This window comes from Hymenobacter lapidiphilus, from assembly GCF_013377885.1.
Lineage (GTDB): Bacteria > Bacteroidota > Bacteroidia > Cytophagales > Hymenobacteraceae > Hymenobacter > Hymenobacter lapidiphilus.
Genome location: NZ_JABKAU010000004.1, coordinates 44236 through 60109, shown reverse-complemented (window position 1 = coordinate 60109; position 15874 = coordinate 44236). Strand labels below are relative to the sequence as shown.

The 15874-nt window shown below is 60.2% G+C and carries 12 protein-coding genes and 1 riboswitch; of the genes, 7 read left to right on the top strand and 5 right to left on the bottom strand.

Going from position 1 to position 15874, the window contains the following annotated elements:
• Nucleotides 1-16: 16 nt before the first annotated feature.
• From HW554_RS03120 to HW554_RS03105, 4 genes are all read right to left on the bottom strand, one after another.
• On the bottom strand, nucleotides 17-1285 hold the full coding sequence (locus tag HW554_RS03120) for a homoserine dehydrogenase (protein ID WP_176906894.1): 1269 nt from the start codon (nucleotides 1283-1285) through the stop codon (nucleotides 17-19).
• Nucleotides 1275-2303 (bottom strand): homoserine O-acetyltransferase MetX, encoded by a 1029-nt coding sequence (gene metX / locus HW554_RS03115; protein ID WP_176906893.1) that lies wholly within the window; start codon nucleotides 2301-2303, stop codon nucleotides 1275-1277. Before metX ends, HW554_RS03120 begins: the two co-directional genes overlap by 11 nt.
• Before the next feature lie 123 nt (nucleotides 2304-2426).
• Nucleotides 2427-3803: an O-acetylhomoserine aminocarboxypropyltransferase/cysteine synthase family protein gene (locus HW554_RS03110; RefSeq protein ID WP_176906892.1), complete on the bottom strand. Its 1377-nt coding sequence runs from the start codon at nucleotides 3801-3803 to the stop codon at nucleotides 2427-2429.
• A 371-nt stretch (nucleotides 3804-4174) separates the two neighbouring features.
• A riboswitch (SAM riboswitch) is annotated at nucleotides 4175-4298 on the bottom strand.
• A 347-nt stretch (nucleotides 4299-4645) separates the two neighbouring features.
• On the bottom strand, nucleotides 4646-4933 hold the full coding sequence (locus HW554_RS03105; protein WP_176906891.1) for a LysM peptidoglycan-binding domain-containing protein: 288 nt from the start codon (nucleotides 4931-4933) through the stop codon (nucleotides 4646-4648).
• Nucleotides 4934-5167: 234 nt separating this feature from the next.
• Here HW554_RS03105 and HW554_RS03100 point away from each other — a divergent pair, with 234 nt between their 5' ends.
• Entirely contained in the window at nucleotides 5168-5587 is a 420-nt protein-coding gene (locus HW554_RS03100; RefSeq protein ID WP_176906890.1) for a lipocalin family protein, read from the top strand.
• A gap of 177 nt (nucleotides 5588-5764) precedes the next feature.
• Complete coding sequence (locus HW554_RS03095; RefSeq protein ID WP_176906889.1) at nucleotides 5765-8371, top strand: erythromycin esterase family protein; 2607 nt, start codon at nucleotides 5765-5767, stop codon at nucleotides 8369-8371.
• A gap of 25 nt (nucleotides 8372-8396) precedes the next feature.
• Here HW554_RS03095 and HW554_RS03090 read toward each other — a convergent pair whose 3' ends face one another.
• On the bottom strand, nucleotides 8397-9485 hold the full coding sequence (locus HW554_RS03090) for a lysylphosphatidylglycerol synthase transmembrane domain-containing protein (RefSeq protein WP_176906888.1): 1089 nt from the start codon (nucleotides 9483-9485) through the stop codon (nucleotides 8397-8399).
• A gap of 403 nt (nucleotides 9486-9888) precedes the next feature.
• On the opposite strand from HW554_RS03090, the gene dxs reads away from it, so the two are divergent.
• The 5 genes from dxs (at nucleotide 9889) to HW554_RS03065 (ending at nucleotide 15844) form a co-directional block, all read left to right on the top strand.
• A complete protein-coding gene (dxs, locus tag HW554_RS03085; protein ID WP_176906887.1) occupies nucleotides 9889-11829 on the top strand; it encodes a 1-deoxy-D-xylulose-5-phosphate synthase in 1941 nt (646 codons plus the stop codon).
• 376 nt (nucleotides 11830-12205) lie between these two features.
• Nucleotides 12206-12754 (top strand): YceI family protein, encoded by a 549-nt coding sequence (locus tag HW554_RS03080; RefSeq protein ID WP_176906886.1) that lies wholly within the window; start codon nucleotides 12206-12208, stop codon nucleotides 12752-12754.
• 183 nt (nucleotides 12755-12937) lie between these two features.
• Nucleotides 12938-13705, top strand: a complete 768-nt coding sequence (locus HW554_RS03075) for an alpha/beta fold hydrolase (protein ID WP_176906885.1) — start codon at nucleotides 12938-12940, stop codon at nucleotides 13703-13705.
• Nucleotides 13706-14862: 1157 nt separating this feature from the next.
• Nucleotides 14863-15504 (top strand): T9SS type A sorting domain-containing protein, encoded by a 642-nt coding sequence (locus tag HW554_RS20910; RefSeq protein ID WP_176906884.1) that lies wholly within the window; start codon nucleotides 14863-14865, stop codon nucleotides 15502-15504.
• Between the two features lie 103 nt (nucleotides 15505-15607).
• Nucleotides 15608-15844, top strand: a complete 237-nt coding sequence (locus tag HW554_RS03065; RefSeq protein ID WP_176906883.1) for an alpha/beta fold hydrolase — start codon at nucleotides 15608-15610, stop codon at nucleotides 15842-15844.
• Nucleotides 15845-15874: the final 30 nt, after the last annotated feature.

Here is a 15874-nt window from a genome sequence, read left to right as displayed (position 1 = left end):
GCACTATTTTGCTTTTCTACACAGTTGCGCTGGCAGTTTTCAGTACCGCAACTGCCGCCTCGCCAATGGCCCGGAGATGGCCGGTGCGGACGATGAAAGCACCGTGCTGGCGCAGCAGGTCGCGGTGGGCGATGAGGTGGGCCAGCGTTACGTAGCCTACCACGTAACCGTCCTCGTCGGCTTCTTCCGACACCTCGCTGAAATCGAGCACGTCGATGAGGCGGGGCTCGTCGGTGCGCAGGTAGATTTCGATTTCCAGGTCGGTGGCGTGAGTGGGCGGGGCGGCGGTTTTGGCGTAGCCGTAGGCGAACCCCTGGCGCAGAGCGGCCAAATCGGCCAGCACGGCCGAGCCGGTGGGGTGCCCGCCGGCCCCGCGGCCCCGCAGAAACTGTTCGCCCGCAAAGTCGGCCTCCAGCACTACGCCATTGAACTCCTCATCAACCCCAAACAAAGGTGACTCGGGCCCCAGCAGCTGCGGGGTTACCAGGGCCGTTACGCGGCCGTCGGGCAGGCGCTGCAGGCCGGCTACCACCTTTATTTTCTGGCCCCGGCTGGCTGCAAAGGCAATATCGGTGGCCGATATGCCTTCGATACCGAGGTTCAGCACCTGTTCGGGCTCCAGAAATAAGCCGTAGGCATGGGCGGCCAGCAGTACGGCCTTCGAGCGCGGGTCGAAAGCGGCCATGTCGAGGCTGGGGTCGGTTTCGGCGAAGCCCAGTTGCTGGGCCAGCGCCAGGGCCGGGCCGTAATCGGTGCCGCCGGTACCCATGCGCGTGAGTACGTAATTGGAGGAGCCGTTGAGAATGCCTGTCAGTTGCCGTAGGGGCTCGGTTCCGAAGTAGGCATCGAGCGTACGGATGACGGGAATGCTGCCGCACACCGCCGCCTCATATAACAAGGTGCCGCCGTGGGCGCGCTGCAACGCCACCAATGCGGGCAGGTGGCGGGCCAACATGGCCTTATTAGCCGTCACCACCCGGCGGCCCCGGCGCAGGGCGCCCGCTACCAGCCGAAAAGCCGCGTCGGCATCGTCAATCAGCTCCACCAGCACGTCGAGCGAATCGTCGGCCAATAGTGCTTCGGCATCGAACTCGAACCGCGCCGCCGGCAGTGAGCGGGCTTTAGTGGGATTCTTTACCACAATGCGGGCCACCTCGAAGCCGCTGCCCGGATGCTGCTGCAGGATATCGTAGAGGCCCTGGCCCACGCAGCCGAAGCCAATTAGGCCGATGCGCCAGGGGTGGACAGAGGCGGTAGAAGCGAGGAGAGCGGTGCTAGTGGACATACGTCAGGGAGTGAAACCGTTCGAGAAAATGGGTGATTTGGGCATCCTCCAGCAGGAAGCCGTCGTGGCCGTAGGGGGAGTCCATTTCGGCGTACATGGCCCCCGGAATGTGGCGAGCCAGCAGCTGCTGCTCGGCCACCGGAAACAGGCCATCGGAGGTGATGCCGATAACCAGCGTGCGGGCCCGCACCCGGCCCAGGGCCGCCGCTACGCCGCCCCGGCCGCGGCCTACGTGGTGGCTGTCCATGGTGCGGGTGAGGGCCACGTAGCTGTAGGCATCGAAGCGGGCGGCGAGCTTGTCGCCCTGGTAGCGTTGGTAAGCGGCGGCCCGGAAATCGGTGAGCAAAGCGTCGGTGGGCTCGGTTTGGGTGCGGCCGTAGGCCTGGTAGCTGCGGTAGCTGAGTAGGGCCACGGCGCGGGCCGCCCGCAGCCCGGCCGCACCACCGGCTGGCGTGTTTTGCTGGTAGGTAACATCGGCGAAAATGGCCAGCCGTTGGGCTTCGTTGAAGGCAATTCCCCAGGCCGAGTGCCGGGCGTTGGAAGCCAGCAGCACCAGGTTTTCGAACACCTCTGGCTGCTGTACCGCCCACTCCAGGGCCTGCTGCCCGCCCAGCGAGCCGCCGATGAGCGTGTGTACCCGCGCCAGCCCCAACTCTTCGCGCAACGCCTCGTGGGCCGCTACTAGGTCCCGAATAGTTAGGAGCGGAAACTCCTGGTAGGCGGCCCGGCCGGTACCAGCGTCGGGGGTGAGCGGGCCGGTGCTGCCGTAGCAGGAGCCCAGCACGTTGGCGCACACGATAAACCAGTCGGCCGGGTCGAAATAGCGGCCGGGGCCTATCAGACCGGGCCACCAGTCGGCCACGTCGGCATTAGCCGTCAGGGCGTGGCACACCCACACCACATTGTCGCGGGCGGCATTCAGTTCCCCCCAGGTCTGGTAAACTACTTCCGGCTGGGCCAGCTGGCCGCCGTTTTCGAGCAGCAGGGGCTGCGGGAGCTGGAATTGGTGCGTGGGCATAAGAACTTGGAATAAGGGCGGATGTAGGGGCGGGGCTTGTCCCCGCCCGCCGTTGAACGGAATCGTTGAAACGGTGCGTACGGCGGGTGGGGACAAGCCCTGCCCCTACAGCGTTCTGTTGGGCTATACCTCCAGCGGCTGCTCGTGCTCAGCGGCTGGCTCGGGCAGGGGTTCATCCTGAATGTTGTCGGGCGTGGCGGCGTTCAGTACGGCGTCGAAGGCCTGCTGCAAATCGGCCCGGATATCGTCGAAGTGTTCGATGCCGAGCGAGAGGCGCAGCAGGGTGGGCGTTACGCCGGCGGCCTGCTGGGCTTCTTCGGAAAGCTGCTGGTGGGTGGTGGCGGCGGGCTGGATGATGAGCGTTTTGGCGTCGCCTACGTTGGCCAGGTGGCTTATCAGCTTCAGGCTGTCGATGAATTGCGTGGCCGAGTGCTTGCTGCCTTTGAGGGCGAAGGTGAGCACGCCGCCATAGCCGCGCTTGAGGTATTTGCGGGCCAGCTGGTGGTAGGGGCTGGAGGCTAAACCGGGGTAATTCACGGCTTCTACCTGCGGATGCTGTTCGAGCCAGGTGGCAATGCGCAGGGCGTTTTCTACGGTGCGCTCCACCCGCAAACTCAGCGTTTCGAGGCCCTGCAGCAGCAGAAACGAGTTGAACGGACTCTGCGAGGGGCCGAAGTCGCGCAGGCCCTCCACCCGGGCCCGGATGATGAAGGCAATGTTGCCGAACGAGCTGTTCTTGCCGAATACGTCGCTGAAAACGAGGCCCTGGTAGCCCTCGGACGGCTCGGAAAACTGCGGGTACTTGCCGTTACCGAAGTCGTAGGTGCCGCCATCCACAATCACGCCGCCCACGCTCGTACCGTGCCCGCCAATCCATTTGGTAGCCGACTCCACCACAATGTTGGCGCCGTGCTCCAGGGGCCGGAACAGGTAGCCGCCCGCCCCAAAAGTATTATCCACCACCAGCGGCAAATCGTGCTGGCGGGCAATGGCGGCAATGGCCTCGAAATCGGGGATGCTGAAGCTGGGGTTGCCGATGGTTTCGAGGTAAATGGCCTTGGTGCGCTCGTCAATCTGGGCTTCAAAAGCGGCCGGCTCGTCGACATTGGCAAAGCGCACTTCGATGCCCAGGCGCTTGAACGCCACCTTGAACTGGTTGTAGGTGCCGCCGTAGAGGTGGGTCGAGCTCACGAAATTGTCGCCGGCCTGCACGATGTTATTGAGGGCAATGAACTGCGCGGCCTGCCCCGAGGACACTGCCAGCGCCGCCACGCCGCCTTCCAGGGCCGCCACGCGTTGCTCGAACACGTCGGTGGTCGGGTTCATCAGACGGGTGTAGATGTTGCCGAATTCCTTGAGGGCAAACAGGTTGGCCCCGTGCTCGGCGCTCTTGAACACGTAGCTGGTGGTTTGGTAGAGCGGCACGGCCCGTGAGCCGGTTACGGGGTCGGGCTGCTGGCCGGCGTGGAGTTGCAGGGTTTCGAAGTGGAGGCTGGACATGGCTATTTCGCTTTTAGTTGTTGATTTTTTTGTTTTTCGGCAACCGGTTTTCGCACACGGATCCGCAGAAAGCAACGAGCCAAGGCTGCGGAAAGGGTGCGCCGGGCCGGGGCCGGAGCAAGCGGAGAAGAGAGGAAAAGCAGGGGAGGACCCCCAGGGGCCGAGGTCAGGCGCTCAGGCTAGTAGCAGCAGCAACATGCGCTACAACAGCCACGCATTCGCATTCGGGCGGCAACCGTGGCGGCGGCCGGCAGGGTAGCAACGGCCGGGGCCGAAACGCCAAAAGCCCACGGCGAAGCGGCGGGCCTGAAGGCGGCCGGAGCGATGGGGGAAACGGAGGCGAAAACGCGGGAGTGGCTCATGGGACTGGGAGGTTATAGTCCCCGCCGCCGGACGGTTACGTCAAGCTGGTCGGGCAGGCATTGGCACCTTTCGCGCGGTCGAAGGTTGCCAGTGGGTCGGGGAGCCTGTGCTCTCGCCACTTCTGTATAAATCCTATGAAAACTACTCCGCCGCGAGCGGGGTAGTACCGGGTTGGTGTTGCAAAGGTATAGCCGTTATTTTCTGTAATGCAAGAGAAGAGGTAATTATTTTCATTCCGCTCTCAGATGTTTTTTGACTCCTGGTAATCTGGGTAAATACACTGTTTGATAAGAGGTTATATGTTTAGTGCGCAGTGTGTACTTCGCTTTTATTGCCGTCTAGTTCACAGAGCTGCCCGCTTCGGGGCTTTTTGCTTGGTGTCAAAACGGTCATTTTAGTTCCGTTTTTCAACCTGGGTCAACGCAAAAAAGCCACTCCGTTTGGAGTGACTTTTTGAATATTTCCGCGAAGCGGGAATGCTATGCTTTGGGCAATGTCAGTACCTGACCTACCTCGATATGGTCGGGGTTGGAGCCGATGGTGGACTTGTTGGCGTCGTAAATCTGGTGCCATTTGCTGGCGTCGCCGTAATGGTTCTTGGCAATTTTCGAGAGCGAGTCGCCACTAACTACGGTGTACGTTTCACCAGCCGTAGTGTCGGCGGTTTTGTCGGTGCCGAAGAAGTCGGTAGCGCCGCCGGCCGGAGTAGTGTTGGGCGCAACTGGCTTGGTTTCGCCTTTATCGGAAAGAAAATCAAAAAGTCCCATGATGCTAATGCGTTAGGTGAAGGAGAGAGCGGCCGACCGTAAAGTGCTGTGCGGCTTGGATGTTGGCCCTTCTTACGCCGTGCCAGGCAATAGGTTGTGCTGCTCCGGCAGAGGGTATGATGGCACTGGCCAGTGGCCGAACATCTTACGCAACGCTACCGTAAGAGGCCCATTACCAGCGGCTGGCAACGGCCGTTTTGTTCGCTTCAACCCCTTCACTTATTCTTCCTCCCCATGAAAAACATCACCTCTCCCGCTTCGCGCCTGTTGGCCGGTCTGTTTATGTTCGTACTGCTCTTCACGGCTGCCTGCGGTGCCAAGGAGGGTACCGTCGAAAGCGTTAATCAGCTTTACGGCACCGACAGCAAAACCTGGAAAACCGATAAGGAAATGAACGCGGCCGGCGATAAAGTTGCCCAGACCGATGCCATGGACGACCAGCGCGTGACTTTCTACGCCAATGGCCAGTACAACATGATGTCGGGTGCCCAGACGATGAACGGCAAATATACCTTCGATCAGGGTGCCAAAACCATTACCATGATGCCCGACGGTGCCGGCCAGTCGAACACCTTCACGGTGGTAACGCTGACCGATGACAAGCTGACCCTCAAAGGCACCGACGGCTCGGAGCTGCGTCTGGAGAGGGAGTAACCTTCCGCGCTGATCCGAACAATTCGTAATAAAGCCCCTTCTGCCGCTGGTAGAAGGGGCTTTTTGCGTTGCTGCCTGTTGCGCATCGTAGCAGTTGTTGCACCAGTTGACTACCGGATTACGAATGGTTACGCTACTTTGCCGTGGAATTTAGCCCCTGTCCGCATCCGAGTGTTTATGAACCATATTTTATCGGCCGCATTCGGCCTCGTGCTCGTTGCGCTGAGCAGCCCTGCTGCCTCGGCCCAAACCGCCTCATCGGCCGCCGCCACTGCTCCGGTGCCACTGCCCACCCACGTTATCCGCAGCATCGACCCGGCGGATGCCGACTTTACGGACCTGGAGTTTCTGCGGCAGGAAATTGGGGGCGCGCGGGTGGTAATGCTGGGCGAGCCGACGCACGGCGAGGGCAACGTGTTCGAGGCCAAAATCCGACTGATGCGCTTTCTGAAAGAGCGGATGGGCTTTACCACGGTGGCTTTTGAAAGCGGCTTTTACGAGCTCGACAAGGCCCAGCGGGAAATAGAGGCGGGCACAGCGGCACGCGAAGCCATTGAAGGCAGCGTGTTCCCCATCTGGACGACGACCCGCGAATTCCAGCCGATTATGTCGCTGCTGGGTAAGGGGGGGCTGCGCGTAGCCGGGTTCGATTACCAGCTGAGCGGGGGCTATCAGGATGAGCTGGTGGATGAGTTGGAGGCGTTCCTGCGGCCCGAAAAAGGAGCCGATGCCATTGCCTACGATTACCTCGACGAGTGTGTCAGCGCGATGGGGGAGCAGTTTCGGTTTCCGCCTTCCCATCAGCCGCTGCTCTTCAATATGCAAGTCGGAAAAGCCCGCAAGCTGCTCGAAAAGGTAGCGGCCGGCTCCGACCAAAAGCGCCGGGTGCGGGCCGCTTTCTGGCTCCAGAACCTACGAAGCCTGCAGGCCATGGTGCACGATTACGCCATCAACGACCCCGGCGCCGTCGATTCGGCCGATTTTAAATCCATTCATAGCAACCCACGCGATGCGCAGATGGCGGAAAACCTGCTTTGGTATCTGCGTCAGCATTCGCAGGAAAGAGTTATTTGCTGGGGGGCGCTGCCCCACTTAGCCAACAAGGTAGATGTGCTCAACGATGCCGAAGTGCAGCGCTACCAACCCATGGGCCGGGCGGTGAAGGCAGCGCTGGGCGAAGAGGCGGTGTACGTGCTGGGAACCCTGGCGGGCAGTGGTACCCATGGTTTCCTGCGTTCGGGGGGCCATAAGCCGGTGCCGGTGCCAGCTCCCGGCACACTGGAAGCCGAGCTGCTGAGCCAGGGGCAGGAGTATAGCTTCGTGAGCCTGAAGCACGACGCGCCCAACCGCCAACTAACGACCTACGCCTTCCAGTATGACCCCCTAACTGGTCCCTGGAGCCAGGTAGTGGATGGTTTTCTGTTTCTGAAGATCATAAACCCCGCGCACCTAGCCGACCCGGCAACCGGGGCCGTAGCCGCCGAGTCGGCCGCCACCGGGGCCGAGGCCCGACAGCCGGGAGCCCTGAACCCGGCCCGGCAGCCGGCGCTGGCGGGCAAAGCCAGCGGTGCGGCCTTCACGCTCAGCGGCATCGTGCTCGACCGCAAAACCGGCCAGCCAGTGCCCTTTGCCACCGTGGCCGTGCCTGCTCGCAGCGCCGGGACGGTATCGGATGCCCAAGGTAAATTCCTACTCGAAACCCGCCGGGGTGAGCTGGTGCAGGTGAGCAGTATTGGCTACGAGCCGGCCACGCTGGCCGCCACGGCCGCCGCTGCCACGGTGCGCCTAGTGCCGGCCGCCTTTGCCCTGAACGATGTGCGGGTAAGTGCCCAGTCGCAGAATCCGAAGCGCATTATGCAAAAGGTGATTCAGGCGGCGGAAAAGAACTACGAACAGCAGGAGTACATGGCGCGGGTGTACACGCGCCGCCGGCTCATCAACTTCGACACGCTGCGCCACGAGTTGGAGTACGTTAGCCACATTTTCGAGCCGGCGGGCTTCCGCAAGTTCGTGAGCGGCTTTCTGAACCTGGGGCCCAGGCCGGTGCATAAGGTGCTGGAAAAGCGCGTTGTGGTGCAATCGGCCCGGCCTTTGGGGCCTTTTGATTTACTGGAAGGCGGCCAGGGGTTTCTCACGGCTTCGGCCGATCCGGTGCGCATCTCCCCGCTTTTCAAAGCCAAAACCCTGGGCAAGTTTGCGCTGCGGCTGGACTCGGTGGAGCAGCGCAACGGCGAAACCTGTTACGTTGTCCGCTTCGCTGCGAAGCGGGCCACGCTCCGCAGCACCGGAACCTACCAGCAGGCGGGCTACTCGGGTAAGGTGTATGTGCGAGAAAAGGATTACGCCGTACTTCGCTATGAGGCGCTCTGGCAAGCCGACACGGTGGGCCACAATGCCACCGCGCACAAATACTACGGCCGTAACAACCAAATTTCCCGGCTCTACCCCCAGGTGTATTCCGATAGCCGGGCAGTGCACGTAGTCACTTACCAGCCGGCCGCCAACGGCCGCTACTATGTGGCCAGCAGCGTGGCCCAAGGCCTGAGTATTGGGCGGGTATTGGGCAAGGCACCCTTCTACGAGCAGAAGTATTGCGAGGAATATTTCGAGCCGCTGCCCCCAGCTACGCTGGCTGACCGGCCGGTTAATGAGGACAAACCCGGGATAAAGAGCTTCGAAATCTGGCAGGCCGACAACACGCCCTACCACCCCGAGTTCTGGCAGACCTACCAGCGCCCCGTTCCCGCCGAGCCGGCCCCGGCCCTGGAGGCAACCCGGCCGTAGCGCCCTGCCCCTACAGCGACCTCCGCTACGAGTGCATCACTTCCTCTGCCTTCGGCCGGCTGTAAATGCGGGCCACCCAGCGGGGCAGGAATACGGCCCCGAGCACCAGGTAGAGGTAGTACGTAGTGATGCGGTAGAGCAACACCATAAAGTTGGTCATGGTGGCGGTGCCGATAAATTTGCCGAAGAACGTGGGAAAAGCCCCCTCGGCAATGCCCGCGCCGCCGGGCGTAATGGCAATCAGCAGGATTACTTTGTAGGTGAGGTTGCGCCCAAAAATCAGCCAGAACTCGGTCCAGCCCACCTCCACGAAGGCCCCAATCAGGCAGCCAATAACCAGGTAGCGGGCCGACCAGACGAAGAACGTGCTCAGGCCGGCGCGCAGCCAATACACGAAGCCGTTGCCGCGCAGCTCGGCCGAGGCCTGCACCAAATCGTGGCCCAGCTGGTAGGCCCGGCCCCGAAAGCGGCGCAGTACCCGCGCCGAAAACAGCCGCACCAACAGCCGCCGCACTGCCCGCGGGTTAATGAAAATGGCGTACACCATGAGCAGCGCATAAGCCGTCACGAACACATAGCTCAGGATAAAGCCGATGCGCAGTGTGGCAATAAGGCCCCCGTGCAGGGCCTCGTAGGGGTACAGCGTCTCGCCCCCGATGAGCACTACGAGCGGCACCATGAGCACGTAGTACATGTTGTCGAGCATGGCCGTGGCCATAATGTAGGCCACCGAGCGGCCCAGCGGAATGCCCTCCTTGTGCAGCAGCACCGGGGCCACGGCCGTGCCGCCCACCGCCGAGGGCAGAATGCAGGACGAGAATTCCCAGAGCATAATCACGTCGAGCGAGGCGCGCCAGCTGAGTACTTTCTGGGTGAGGTAGCGGATGCGGTACACGTAGCCGGCGTCGCGGGCCACCAGCACCACCAGCATCACCAGCAGCCACATGGGCTTGGCATTGGCCAGCGCGTCGAGGTCGCCGGGCTTATAGCTGCGCCAGAACATGAAGCCCACCACGCCCAGTCCAATGAGCACCGGCAGTATGATGCGCGAGGGCCGAAGCTTGTCGAGCAGTTGCTGGTCTTCGGAGGAAATGGCGTTGGTAACCTGCGGCATTTGGTAAAGGTAGCGGGTTGAGCGGGGTTGGATGGAGGTAGGGTTGCGTCAGGTTGGATTGCGTCAGGTTTGGCTGGATTAGGAGCCTGAAAAGAACGGTGTCATGCTGAGTGAAGGCGCAGCCGCAGTCGAAGCATCTCTACCGCAACGCTACTCCTGATGACTGCAACGAAGCGGTAGAGATGCTTCGACTACGCCTCTGGACCCTGGCTCAATTCGCCATATGCTCATCAGTATGCCGCTTTCCGCTTCACTCAGTGCCCAAGTCATTCCATTCATCCGCCGGAACTGAAAACCCGTAACTTTGCTCGTTGCCTATTGTCGGGCCGGCCGCAAGCATAACTTTCGGGCCGGGTGGCGGTTGCAACCCTACCTATTCCTTTGCCTACCTACCCCTGCGCGCATGATTGTTGAACCCGGGCCCCTGCTGGCGGAAATTAATTCCCCCGACGACCTTAAAAAGCTCAGCCCCGACCAACTGGTGCAGGTGAGCCAGGAATTGCGCCAGTTCATCGTTGATTCGGTTTCGATTTACGGCGGCCATTTCGGCGCCTCGCTCGGTGTGGTCGAGCTGTCGGTGGCCCTGCATTATATCTTCAACACGCCCCACGACCAGCTGGTATGGGATGTAGGCCACCAGGCCTACGGCCACAAAATACTGACGGGCCGCCGCGACCAGTTCCCCACCAACCGCCGCTACCAGGGCATGTCGGGCTTCCCCAAGCGCAGCGAAAGTCCTTACGATGCCTTCGGGGTGGGCCACAGCTCCACCAGCATCGGGGCGGCACTGGGCATGGCCGTGGCTTCCGATTACAAGGGTGAGTTCGACCGCCAGCACATTGCCGTAATCGGCGACGGGGCCATGACGGCCGGTATGGCCTTCGAGGCCCTCAACCACGCCGGCGTCGAGAAGTCCAATCTGCTCGTTATTCTCAATGATAACTGCATGAGCATCGACCCCAATGTGGGCGCGCTCAAGGAATACCTCACCGACATCACCACCTCGCGCACCTACAACAAAGTGCGCGACGAGCTCTGGAACGTGCTCGGCAAGCTCAGCAAGTTTGGCCCCAACCCCCAGCAGATTGCCCGCCGCGTCGAGCAGGCCATGAAGGCCACGCTGCTCAAGCAGGGCAACCTGTTCGAGGCGCTCAACTTCCGCTACTTCGGTCCCGTTGACGGGCACGATGTGCAGCACCTGGCTACCATTCTGGCCGACCTCAAGAACATTCCGGGCCCCAAACTGCTGCACTGCGTGACGGTGAAGGGCAAGGGCTACGCGCTGGCCGAAAAAGACCAGACGCTGTGGCACGCGCCAGGGCTGTTCGACAAAATTACGGGCGAGATTTACAAAAAAACGCCCGATAAGCCTCAGCCGCCCAAGTATCAGGACGTGTTCGGCCACACCATTGTGGAGTTGGCCGAGGCCAACGACAAAATCATGGGCGTGACGCCGGCTATGCCTTCGGGCTGCTCGCTGAACATCATGATGAAGGCCATGCCCGACCGCGCCTTCGATGTGGGCATTGCCGAGCAGCACGCCGTTACGTTCTCGGCGGGCCTGGCCACCCAGGGGCTGGTGCCGTTCTGCAACATCTACTCCTCGTTCATGCAGCGGGCCTACGACCAGGTCATCCACGATGTGGCGCTGCAGAACTTGCACGTAGTGTTCTGCCTCGACCGGGCCGGTTTCGCCGGTGCCGATGGCCCCACCCACCACGGCAACTACGATCTGGCGTTCATGCGCTGTGTGCCCAACCTGGTGGTTTCGGCCCCCATGAACGAGGAGGAGCTGCGCAACCTGATGTACACGGCCACGCTGCCCGAAAACGCCGGCCCGTTCAGCATCCGCTACCCGCGGGGCGAGGGTGTGATGCCCGAGTGGCGCACGCCGCTGAAGAAAATTGCCATCGGCACGGGCCGCGTAGTGCGCGAGGGCGAAGGCGTGGCGGTGCTCAGCATCGGCCATATCGGCAACTACGCCGCCAAAGCCACCCAGCAGCTCGTCGCCGAAGGTCTCAACCCCGGCCACTACGATATGCGTTTCTGCAAGCCGCTCGATGAGGAGATGCTGCACCGCATCTGCCGCAACTACAAGTCCATCGTGACGGTGGAAGACGGCTGCCTGCCCGGTGGTTTCGGCTCGGCGGTGCTCGAGTTCATGGCCGATAACGGCTATGCCCTGCCCGTGCGCCGCCTCGGTATCCCCGACCGCGTGGTGGAGCACGGCACCCAGGACGAGCTCTACAAGGAGTGCGGCTTCGATGTAGCCGGCATTGCCACCGCCCTGCGCGAGCTGAGCGGCAAAGCAGTAAAGCCGACAGCGGAGAAAGTGCTGCTGTAAAGCCTTCAACAGCAAGCAAAAGAGCCGGTGCCGCTATGCGGTATCGGCTCTTTTGCTTGCGTGATAGGGGAGGAAGAAAAGTAAATAACCCAGGTTGCGAAGAACGACGTAGGGGCGGGGCTTGCCCCCGCCCGCCATCAGAACGAGGCATGGTGGGCCTTTATCTGCCGTGCAACGATACTGGGCAACGGTACCGTGCACCGGCGGGCGCGGACAAGCATTTCCCCAACAGCGTGCCGATACACTCACTCCGCAATCTATGTTTTATATATGTATGTACATTAATTAAAATAATGTACATACATTTGTTGCGTGCCGGCCAAGTATGGTGCCGGTCAGTATTCTGCATCAGTCTGAACCCCTAACCACTACCAGCATGGCTACCACCAAATGGGCGCTCGATCCCACCCACTCCGAAGTACAGTTCAAAGTAAAGCACCTCGTTATTTCGACCGTAACCGGCTCGTTCAAGCAGTTTGAAGGCGAAGCGGAAACCGAAAGCGACTCGTTTGAGGGAGCCAAAGTGCGCTTCTCGGCCAAAATCGATAGCATCGACACCAACCAGGAGCAGCGCGACGAGCACCTGAAGAGCGCCGAGTTCTTCGATGCCGCAACCTTCCCGGAAATGACGTTTGTATCGACGGACTTTACCAAAAATGGCGACGGCGAATACAAGCTCATCGGCGACCTGACGCTGCATGGTGTAACCAAACCCGTAACGCTGGACGTGGAATATGGTGGCCAGGCGGGCGACTTCTATGGCAACACCAAGGCCGGGTTCGAGGTAACGGGCAAAATCAACCGCAAAGATTTCGGCCTCACGTGGAGTGGCATAACCGAAGCCGGCTCCATTGTGGTGAGCGAGGAAGTGAAGCTGATGGCCAGCATACAGTTCGCCAAGCAGACCGAGCCCGCAGCCGTGTAGCCCTTCGTTCTTACAGCAAAAAAGGCCCGTTACTATTCAGTAACGGGCCTTTTTTGCTGTAAGAATAGAGTGGTATCCGGTGCATAGCGGCGGCAGCAACTGGCGCAACGCGGTCTGCTGGGAACAGCTGCGGCCCGTACACGTATTGGGTTGGATTCTGACTTTGTTTTCTGCCCGCCGCTCATGCCTGCCTCGCAACTCACGCTTGTCTTCCTGCACGGCTTCGCCGAAAGCCCCGAAATCTGGGCCGACTTCACCCGCGACTTTCCAGCTGGTTACCGCGTGCTCACGCCCACGCTGCCCGGCCACGGCCCCCAGCCAAGCCCGGTAACCGACTACGCTATGGAGGCCCAGGCCCGAGCCGCACTGGCGCAGCTCGATGCGGCCGGAGCCGATAAGGTGCTACTGGTGGGCCACAGCATGGGTGGCTACGTGGCCCTGGCGCTGGCCGAAGCGCAGCCCGAGCGCGTGGCCGGCCTCGTGCTTTTCCACAGCACTGCCCTGCCCGATACCGACGAGAAAAAAGCCGCCCGCGACGAAAGCGCCGGTTTCGTGCGCCGCCACGGGGTCGAAAAGTACATGCGCTCCGCCATCAGGCCCCTGTTGGCCCCCGGTAACCGCAAGCGGCTGGCCGCCGGGCTAAAGCAGTTGGAAGACATAGCAACCGCCACGCCCGAAACCACCATTCTGGGCTGCCTCGAAGCCATGAAGCACCGCCCCGACCGTACCCAGGTGCTGCGTGAAGCCAAGTATCCCGTGCTCTTCATCGGTGGCCACGACGACCCGGCCGTGCCGCTGGAAACGCTGCTGCCCCAACTGGCCCTGCCCGCCCAAAGCCACGTCCTGCTGCTCCGCAACGTAGGGCACCTCGGTTTCATCGAGGCGCCGGAGCTGACGCGGCGGGCAGTGCTGGAGTTTGCGGCGGGGATATTTAGGGATTCTATCAGGTAAAAAATAAAAAGCTGATAATCAGATGTAAGCAAAGTAATATTGCCTATTCTATATGAACGGCGAAATACGCTATTTTGGTAAGTTTGAACTAATTTGACAAAAAAATTATATAATAGTATATATATAATGTTCATATGTAGTTTTTATGATAATACACAGATTATATGATATCATAACGTCATTGTCTTCAAGCATCTAGTACATTTGTCTTTGAAGTTACCATAGTGCTCTTCTCTTGTGTGCCCACTTTTGTCATCTGTCACTCCATAAAGCCAATTTGCATGAAACTCTACCCTTTCTTCATCTTCCTGACCTGCCTGCTGGGCGGGTTGTTGAACGCTGGAACGGCTTCCGCTCAGTGCTCGGGACAGTTCACAATCTCATATACAAATGCTGCAGGAACCCAAACTTCTGTATCCTATAACAATGGCGCCAATAATCAGACAATAGATTTTTGCCCCGACGGCAGCGGATTTTTTAATCTGACGGTAACGCAAACTGCGTCTGATAGCCGGGGGACTGTTACTGTTAACCAAGGTACAACTGCAGGGCCACAAGTATATAGCATGCCCTTTGACGTCAACTCACCCCCTCTTATTGTGCGTCTTCCTGTTTCAAGCGCATCGTCCTATGTACTTACTAACAACAGTTTTTGTGTTAAAAACGATGGTACAAATGGCACTCAGAAAATCGTTACTGTAGCACTCGATATACGGCCCAGCGTTTCGCTCACTTCCAGTTCTGGAAGTACTGGCGTGTGCGTTGGCACTACAGTAAGACTGACGGCTACCGGAGGAGCGGCTATAAACCCCCTCTATACTTTCTTTGCCAACGGTACTCAGATCGGCCAGAATAACACTGGCGTACTCGACGTAACTCCCCAAAGCACTACGAATTACACAGTCCAAACTGCGTCGGCTGGATGTAATGGCAATACTGCGACTCAGGCTATTACGGTGAATACCAACAACCTCTCGATTTCCTCAAACGCGCCCAACAATACCACTAGTACACCAGGCACGGCCGTTACCCTTACATCAGCTGGTGGAACGAGCGGTTCCTACAGCTATACAGCCACATCTAATGGCGTCACTACACAAGTTTCCGGCAATGGTTCTTCGATAACCGTTAGTCCGACAACTTCCACTCGCTACACTGTGACCGGCCCAACTGCCGTTGGCGGCTGCCCTAGCTCGGCCGAGGTAGTAATTAGAGTAGGCAACACGCCTCTTCCAGTAGGTCTGACCAGTTTTACGGCGGCCTGGAAAGGCCGGGCTGCGGAACTGCGCTGGGCTACGGCTTTTGAAACCGATAACAGCCACTTTGTAGTAGAGCGCAGCTTAGATGGAAGTACCTTCCGGGCCGTGGGCCGGGTAGCCGGAGCCGGTACCACCAATGGGGCAACCACCAACTACCGCTTCGACGACCCAACGCCTGTGCCAGCCGGAGCCTCGCTGCTTTACTACCGCCTGCGCCAGGTAGATTTCTCGGGGGCCGATGTGCTTTCGGGCGTGCGGGCACTGACCGTATCCGGCCCGACAGCTGCATTGGCCGCCGTTGTGGTGCCAAACCCAACTACTGGCTCCGCTACCATCCGCTTTGTATCTGCCACCACTGCGCCTGTACGGCTCGAAGTGTTCAATGTACTTGGTCGGCGGGTGTTGCTGAAAGTGGTAGCGGCCAAGGATGGCCAGATGGAAATACCGCTACCCGAAGCTGCCTCCTGGAAAGCGGGTGTATACCACGTAGCCCTTAGCCAGAACCAGCAACGCCAGGTGGTCCGGCTGGTGCGTCGCTAAGCCACTCGTTTCAATCTAGCTTAACACGAATGAGTCCGCCTCCTTTTACAGGGGGCGGACTCGTTTGTGTCAGGCCAGATTGAAATGAGCGGCAATCAGCGCCATGAAGCACCGACCCGACCGCACCCGGTTACTACGCGACGCCAAGTTCTCCGTGCTTTTCATCGGCGGCCACGACGACCCGGCCGTACCTCTGGAAACGCTGCTACCCCAGCTAGCCCTGCCCGCCCAAAGCCACGCCCTGCTGCTGCGCAGCGTGGGTCATCTCGGCTTCATTGAGGCGCCGGAGTTGACGCAGCAGGCGGTGCTGGATTTTACCGCGGGGGTATTCGGGGAGTAGCTGAAAAGCAGAAGCCCCGTAGCGCCATTA

Bases quoted from the DNA above. Each gene is read 5' to 3' on its own strand.
- HW554_RS03120 (WP_176906894.1), bottom strand. From the start codon at position 1,285: ATGTCCACTAGCACCGCTCTCCTCGCTTCTACCGCCTCTGTCCACCCC.
- metX (WP_176906893.1), bottom strand. From the start codon at position 2,303: ATGCCCACGCACCAATTCCAGCTCCCGCAGCCCCTGCTGCTCGAAAAC.
- HW554_RS03110 (WP_176906892.1), bottom strand. From the start codon at position 3,803: ATGTCCAGCCTCCACTTCGAAACCCTGCAACTCCACGCCGGCCAGCAG.
- HW554_RS03105 (WP_176906891.1), bottom strand. From the start codon at position 4,933: ATGGGACTTTTTGATTTTCTTTCCGATAAAGGCGAAACCAAGCCAGTT.
- HW554_RS03100 (WP_176906890.1), top strand. From the start codon at position 5,168: ATGAAAAACATCACCTCTCCCGCTTCGCGCCTGTTGGCCGGTCTGTTT.
- HW554_RS03095 (WP_176906889.1), top strand. From the start codon at position 5,765: ATGAACCATATTTTATCGGCCGCATTCGGCCTCGTGCTCGTTGCGCTG.
- HW554_RS03090 (WP_176906888.1), bottom strand. From the start codon at position 9,485: ATGCCGCAGGTTACCAACGCCATTTCCTCCGAAGACCAGCAACTGCTC.
- dxs (WP_176906887.1), top strand. From the start codon at position 9,889: ATGATTGTTGAACCCGGGCCCCTGCTGGCGGAAATTAATTCCCCCGAC.
- HW554_RS03080 (WP_176906886.1), top strand. From the start codon at position 12,206: ATGGCTACCACCAAATGGGCGCTCGATCCCACCCACTCCGAAGTACAG.
- HW554_RS03075 (WP_176906885.1), top strand. From the start codon at position 12,938: ATGCCTGCCTCGCAACTCACGCTTGTCTTCCTGCACGGCTTCGCCGAA.
- HW554_RS03065 (WP_176906883.1), top strand. From the start codon at position 15,608: ATGAAGCACCGACCCGACCGCACCCGGTTACTACGCGACGCCAAGTTC.